The sequence below is a fragment of the Streptomyces sp. NPDC037242 genome (assembly GCF_055604165.1).
On sequence record NZ_JBVJUY010000053.1, the window covers coordinates 25,412 to 31,536 of the forward strand.

Annotated in this window: 7 protein-coding genes; 6 read left to right on the forward strand and 1 reads right to left on the reverse strand. The window is 71.1% G+C overall.

Annotated features, from left to right (window positions below; all coding sequences use genetic code 11):
- Positions 1 to 380: 380 nt before the first annotated feature.
- The 3 genes from ACZ7GJ_RS36985 to ACZ7GJ_RS36995 are packed head-to-tail and all read left to right on the forward strand — an operon-like array spanning position 381 to position 2,186.
- Positions 381 to 1,241: a hypothetical protein gene (locus tag ACZ7GJ_RS36985; protein ID WP_470758232.1), complete on the forward strand. Its 861-nt coding sequence runs from the start codon at positions 381 to 383 to the stop codon at positions 1,239 to 1,241.
- 46 nt (positions 1,242 to 1,287) lie between these two features.
- Complete coding sequence (locus ACZ7GJ_RS36990) at positions 1,288 to 1,602, forward strand: hypothetical protein (RefSeq protein WP_470758233.1); 315 nt, start codon at positions 1,288 to 1,290, stop codon at positions 1,600 to 1,602.
- Positions 1,569 to 2,186: a hypothetical protein gene (locus ACZ7GJ_RS36995; protein WP_470758234.1), complete on the forward strand. Its 618-nt coding sequence runs from the start codon at positions 1,569 to 1,571 to the stop codon at positions 2,184 to 2,186. The genes ACZ7GJ_RS36990 and ACZ7GJ_RS36995 overlap by 34 nt, the downstream gene beginning before the upstream one ends.
- A 39-nt stretch (positions 2,187 to 2,225) precedes the next feature.
- Here ACZ7GJ_RS36995 and ACZ7GJ_RS37000 read toward each other — a convergent pair whose 3' ends face one another.
- Positions 2,226 to 3,593 carry a transcriptional regulator gene (locus ACZ7GJ_RS37000; RefSeq protein WP_470758236.1) on the reverse strand — a complete coding sequence of 456 codons (1,368 nt, stop codon included), beginning with the start codon at positions 3,591 to 3,593 and terminating at the stop codon, positions 2,226 to 2,228.
- A gap of 189 nt (positions 3,594 to 3,782) precedes the next feature.
- On the opposite strand from ACZ7GJ_RS37000, the gene ACZ7GJ_RS37005 reads away from it, so the two are divergent.
- The 3 genes from ACZ7GJ_RS37005 to galE are packed head-to-tail and all read left to right on the forward strand — an operon-like array spanning position 3,783 to position 5,939.
- Positions 3,783 to 4,055 (forward strand): MoaD/ThiS family protein, encoded by a 273-nt coding sequence (locus ACZ7GJ_RS37005; RefSeq protein ID WP_470758238.1) that lies wholly within the window; start codon positions 3,783 to 3,785, stop codon positions 4,053 to 4,055.
- A gap of 1 nt (position 4,056) precedes the next feature.
- The gene (locus ACZ7GJ_RS37010) at positions 4,057 to 4,956 is read left to right on the forward strand and encodes a formylglycine-generating enzyme family protein (protein WP_470758240.1); all 900 of its coding nucleotides are present in this window, start codon (positions 4,057 to 4,059) and stop codon (positions 4,954 to 4,956) included.
- A complete protein-coding gene (gene galE, locus ACZ7GJ_RS37015) occupies positions 4,953 to 5,939 on the forward strand; it encodes a UDP-glucose 4-epimerase GalE (protein WP_470758242.1) in 987 nt (328 codons plus the stop codon). The genes ACZ7GJ_RS37010 and galE overlap by 4 nt, the downstream gene beginning before the upstream one ends.
- Positions 5,940 to 6,125 lie beyond the last annotated feature (186 nt).

Consider the following 6,125-nt stretch of genomic DNA (forward strand, 5'->3'; position numbering starts at 1 on the left):
CTCGTGTATCCAACTGTCACCAGTTCTCCGCGATGATTCAGCCTGATCATGACTGTAGGTGCCCTCCGAAGGTCTACCGGCGCCGATGTCTCGGGGACAAGGACAGCGGAGCAGCCGCACCAGGATCGCCTTCAGCATCTCGGCATGAAATAACAGCAAAGAGCGAGACTCTTACCCTGAAGAGGTCCACCGGGCTTGGGGAAGGGTGTGCCGGGGAGGCCGGAGTCCGCATTGTGCGTACTGATTCTGCACGTTCCGATTCGGTTCGACACGAGCCGACACGATGGGCCGGCTGGAAGACGGGGGTTCGGTGGCCTGCAGCTGTTTGCTGTTATTGAATGGGGACGATCCTCGAACCCTCGCCCCGGAGGCCGTCTTCCGTGCCCGACCCCAGCCCCGCTCCTCTGCGCGCCACCACGGCCAAGGACAAGTTCCTCGCCACCCTCGCCAGCGAGGCCACCCGCCGCCAGCGCCGCGTCTTCCTCGAGGAATACATCACCCACCTCGCCTCCCTGCAGCAGACCGACGAGAGCCGGCTGAACACGACAGACCTCCTCGACGAGACGAACATCGACACCTGGCTCGCCGCCGCCCAACGCGGCGCCACCCGCCGCAGACCCGGCCCCGCCGGCCCCCACACCCCCGCCAGCACCAACTCCATGGCCGCCAGAGTCAGCACCCTCAACGCCTTCTCCCACCACTACGGCACCCCCCTGCACCTCACACCCCCACGCCCCCACTTCGCCGACCGCCTCACCCCCACCGAAGCCCACCGCACCCTGCGCCTGCTCAGCGCCCACCAACCCACCGCCATGCTCCAACCCACCTGGGAACGCTCCGTCGCCCTCATCGCCCTCGCCGTCTGCACCGGCCACGGCATCACCGCCCTGCACCCCATGCGCCTCGAAGACCTCGAACTCGACCGCCCCCTGCCCCGCGCCCGCGCAAACAACGAGTGGTACCCCCTCGACCCCATCAGCCACAACGCCCTCACCCGCTGGCACACCACCCACCAAGCCCTCACCGCCGGACACCTCAAAACCCTCCACGGCGGCAACGTCCACCAACTCTGGATCACCACCACCCCCGGCCGCCCCCGCACCGGCACCACCGCACCCCCCGCAGGCCTCCCCGCCGCCGTACGCACCCTCGAATCCGCCCACCGCAAACTCACCAGCACCGCACTCGGCACACCCCTGCTCCTCGAACAGTTCTGCGCCCCAGAAACCAACGGGCAATAGACCGCCGTCCCCCGGACGCATCCTGCAAGCCGACGGCGACGACACGATGGTCACCGACGAGCTCACCCGCCTCCCGGCCGCCGCCCAGACCGTCGCGAGGGAAGAGCCCGCCTACACGCCCTGGCACCAGCGCCCGTACGGGCACCTACCGGAACAGCAGCTGGCTTCCCGAGCGGCCGAGGAAGCCGCCGCGGCGCACCGCGCCGGGGAACTGGCCGCGCGGTACGACCTCCAAGCCGCCGAGCAGCAGAGCAGGCTGAACGCGCCCGCCACCCCGGGCGGGGCCTTCGCCGCCGAGGCGTACGACGTCCTGGCCCGGTCCGACACGTGGGCGCGGCGGCGCAGCAGGCCGGCTCGCTGAGCCAGATCCTGGAGCGGATCGAGCAGTCCGCACACAAGGGGCGGATCGCTCTGCGGCTGTCCGGCACCAGCCGCAAGGGGACCCTGGCGCTGACCACGCAACACCGCCAGCAGCACGCGGAGACCCCCGCGGAGACCCAGCGTGCATCCCGGGCCCTGCACGAGGCCCGGCAGAACCTGACCGCCTACTCGCACCTCTCGCTGCTCGCGCCCGGCGGGACCGCGATCCCGCCCGGGGACGTTCCGGCGATGGACGCCTACATGGAACAGCTGCGCCAGCGCGTCCCTGTACTGGCCGCTCGCCTCGACACACGGACCGCCGAGGACGTACGCCGACTGCCCACGGACGCGACCGCCCAGAGGACGGCGGCCGCACGACACCGCGAGGGCTCGGAGGCCCTCCACCAGGAGGCCGCACTCTGGGAGGAGATGCGATCGGCAGCGCCCGTCCGGCACGCCCGCGAGGCGGACGCCCGCGTGGTCGCCCTGCGAGGACAGCGGGACCAGCCACTGCCCCCGCAGCCCGCCCCGACCTCCGCGCCGTCCGCGTGGCCACGAGTGCCGACGGCGGGACGGGAGCTCTGATCGGGCCCGGGGCACCGGTCTCGGTATGCCTGGGTCGGATCAGGCTGCGTAGTTGAGGAAGTCGGCTACGGCGGGAACGTGACGGTGCTCGTTGAGTTGGCTGCGGAGGTCTTCGAGGGTGTGGGTGGTGCGGGCGGAGTCGACGCCGCCCATCGTGTCGATGATCTGGTGTCCGAGGTCGAGTGCGGCGTCGACCTCGCCGAGGGCGAGGTGGGCCTCGGCCTGGCGGACTTGGTAGATGACTGTGCCGCGGGTTTCGCGGTCGGTGTCGTACGGGTCCTCGTGTGTGAGGGCGGCTGTGAAGTGCTCCAGAGCCCGCTGCGGTTCGCCGAGGCTCAGAGCGGAGCTCGCTGCGACCTGGTGGAGTTCGCCGTGGGTGATCCAGTACATCGATGCGAGGTCGGCCTCGGGGGCGTCGGCCTTGCCGTAGGCGGTGAAGGCGTCGTCGATGTGGCGCCAGGCCTGGACGGGCTCGCCCGCCTTGGAGTGGGCGCGGGCGGCCCGGGCGTGGAGCATCGCCCGGACCCGGGGCGAGGAGAGCTTGCGGTGCTCGGCGAGTGCGCCGTCGATGAGGTGCAGGGCGCTGCGGGGGTCTCCTGAGCTGTAGCGGAGGTTGGCCCAGAAGGCGAGGGTGATTGTGCCCAGGGTGGTGTCCTGGGCGGAGCCGCTGGCGCGCAGGGAGGCGACGAAATGCCTCTCGGCGGCCGCGTGCCGGCCTTCGTCGTAGGCGCACCAGCCGGCCAGGCGTGAGGCTTCAGCTGCGCTGGCGAAGAGGCGACGGCCGGTGGCCTGGGTGTAGGAGGCGTTCTTGAGGAGGCCGGTGATCAGGCGGAGCTCGAGGACGGCGGCGTCGTAGACCTGGCCGGCGCCGACGGTGTCGTCGAGGTGGCGCAGGGCGTCGAGGCGCATGTCGAAGAGCCCGGCTGCCTCGGCGCCGACCCTGCGGCTTCCGTCGCCGACAGCGAGGGCGGGCTCGGCGGTGATCCACTGCGCGATGGCTGCGGCCAGCGTGCTGGTGGAGACGATCAGGAAGCCGCGGCGGTCCTGCATGGGCCCTCCCACGTCCGTCAGTGTCATGACCGTACCCGCCGCGGTCCAGGGTGATTCCAAAACGGTGCGGTCGTCGTCGATGGCGAGGAGCAGGAACCCCGGCCAGCCGTAGCGGTCGACGTCGGCCGAGTCGATGCCGTGGAGGCTGGCGATGGCCAGCAGAGCGGTCCTCTCCGGGGTGACGCCCTCCCGTGTCCAGCGGGTGGCCTTCTCCTTGCGCGTGGCCATAGCGCCGAAGCCGAGGGCCTGGTGCCGGTCCGCCACCCGCTTGAGGTAGCCGGCTGCGGTCAGACTGTGCCGGGCCATCAGCGTGGTGAGCGGATGGACCTGAACAGCGGTGACGGTGGCTGTGGCCACGGGCGCTCTACCTCCCAGAAACCAGAGCCCCCATTCTCCGGCGGCACCCCTGCGGACGGGAAGACGTCCGCCGGTGCAAGGCAACGGGAGGCAACCGGTCGGCAATCGGCGACAACCCCGAAGGCCTTCTCCCCACTGCCCGGCCGGCCGGACTGTGGCTGTGCCCTACTTCGATTGGAGAGTGAGCGCATGCCGCACGTGCAGGTTCCCCACGCATGGACGACAGAGACCGACGGACTCAAGACGGTCCTGGTCACGGCGACGACCGTCCTTGAGGCGCTGGACGCCCTCGCCGACCAGCACCCGGCTGTCCGCAAACGGATCTTCACCGCCGCCGGGTCCGTGGCGAGCTGGGTGACCCTCTGCCTGGACGGTGAGCTGGTACGCGCGGCGGCGGCCGAGACGGTGACAGTCCACGAGCAGGACACGGTCCTGGTCATCCCCGCCATGGCGGGGGGCTGACATGCCGGCGCCCACGACCGGGGCCATGACGATGGTGCCCGACGGCCTCCTGCGCCGCGGCACCACAGAGGAGCAGCTGAACCGGATCGCCAGCGAGCAGCACCTGCCCCGCGCCTGGTTCGAGGACGAGGCACCCCGGAGCACGATCGCCGTCGCAGCGTTCGGGATCATGCGGACCCTGGTCACCAACGCCCAGTACGCGGCCTTCGCCGAGGCGACCGGGTTTCGTACCCACGCCGAGGAGCGGGGTTTCGGCCTCGTCTACGGGGAGCAGTTCTGGCAGGAGACGCAAGGAGCATCCTGGCGCTACCCGGCGGGGACGATCGGACCGTGCTGGCGGGACATGCCTGACCACCCGGCGGTGCACCTGTGCGCGACGGACGCTGACGCGTACGCCGACTGGGCGGGGCTGCGCCTGCCCACCGAGACAGAATGGGAGTACGCGGCGCGCGGCCCGCAGGGCTACGAATGGCCGTGGGGCGACGCCTTCGACGCGGACGCCTGCAATAGCGCCGAGTATTGGAACCGTGGACCGATCACCGCCAGCGGCGGCTGGCGGACCTGGTGGCTGCGCCACCGCGCCGACCAGTCCACGACGTTGCCCTCGACCACCCCCGTCGGCCTCTTCTCCCGCGGCGCCTCACCCTTCGGGGTCCTGGACATGGCCGGCAACGCCCTGGAGTGGACCGCCACGGTGTACGGGCCGTATGACCCGGACCGCACCTACGGCGACGTCTACGACTGCATCGCCGGCCTCTACCGCGTCGCCCGGGGCGGCAGCTGGATGAACTTCCGCTACCAGTGCCGCACCGCCGAGCGCCTCGCCGGAGACCCCCTGTACAGCAACTTCCAGACCGGCTTCCGCTGCGCCGGCGACTACCGCGAGGAGACCGGGGCATGAAGGTTCTGATCACCGGCGGGGCCGGCTACATCGGCTCGACCATCGCCTCCGCATGCCTCGATGCGGGGATCACCCCCCTCATCCTGGACAACCTGGCCACCGGACGCCCCGAGTACCTGGCCGACCGGACGGCCTACCGCGGCGACATCGCGGACGGCGACCTGATCGACCACATCTGGAGGGCCCACCCCGACATCCACACCGTGATCCACTGCGCCGCCCTGAGCACGGTGCCGCAGTCCACGACCGACCCGCTCAGCTACTACCGCGAGAACGTCACCGGCACGATCGCCCTGGCCGAACGCCTGCTCCACCACGGCTGCACCCGACTGCTCTTCGCCTCCTCCGCATCCGTCTACGGCAACTCCTGCACCACCGCGCACGAAGACGACACCCTGGCGCCCTCAAGCCCCTACGCCCAGACCAAGGCCGTCTGCGAGACCCTCCTCAGCGACGTGTCCGCCGCCACCCCCCTGGCCACGATCGCCCTGCGCTACGCCAACCCGCTCGGCACCGACCCGCAGCTGCGCACCGGCCTGCAGACCGACAAGCCGACCCACCTCCTGGGCCGGATGATCACCGCAGCCGAGGACGGCGAGCCGTTCACCGTCACCGGGACCGACTACCCCACGCGCGACGGGTCGGGCCTGCGCGACTACATCCACGTCTGGGACCTCGCCCGAGCGCATGTAGCCGCGCTCAGGCGGTTCGACGAGATCACCCGCAAGTGCCCCTTCCAGGTCGTGAACCTGTCGACCGGATCCGGGACCACTGTCCGGGAGCTCGTCGCGGCGTTCCAGGAAGCCACCGGGCACATCCTCGAGATCCGCGAGGCACCGGCCCGCCCCGGGGACGTCGGAGGCTTCGCCGTGGACAACACCAGGGCCCACGGCCTGCTTCGGTGGGCACCGGAGCTGTCCACCACCGATGCGATCCGGCACGCCATGTGCTGGCGGCCCATCCGGACGCGGATGCTCGGCTGAACAGCTCGGCCCGCCCGCGGAGCCGGCAGTCAACGCAGCGGCCGGTGGACCAGGCAGTTTGGCTGCCCCGCCTCCCACACCTGTATAAGACACGATCAGGACGGCTCACCCTGGGGGGGGGGGGGGGGGGGGGGGGGGGGGGGGGGGGGGGGGGGGGGGGGGGGGGGGGGGGGGGCGGGGGGGTGG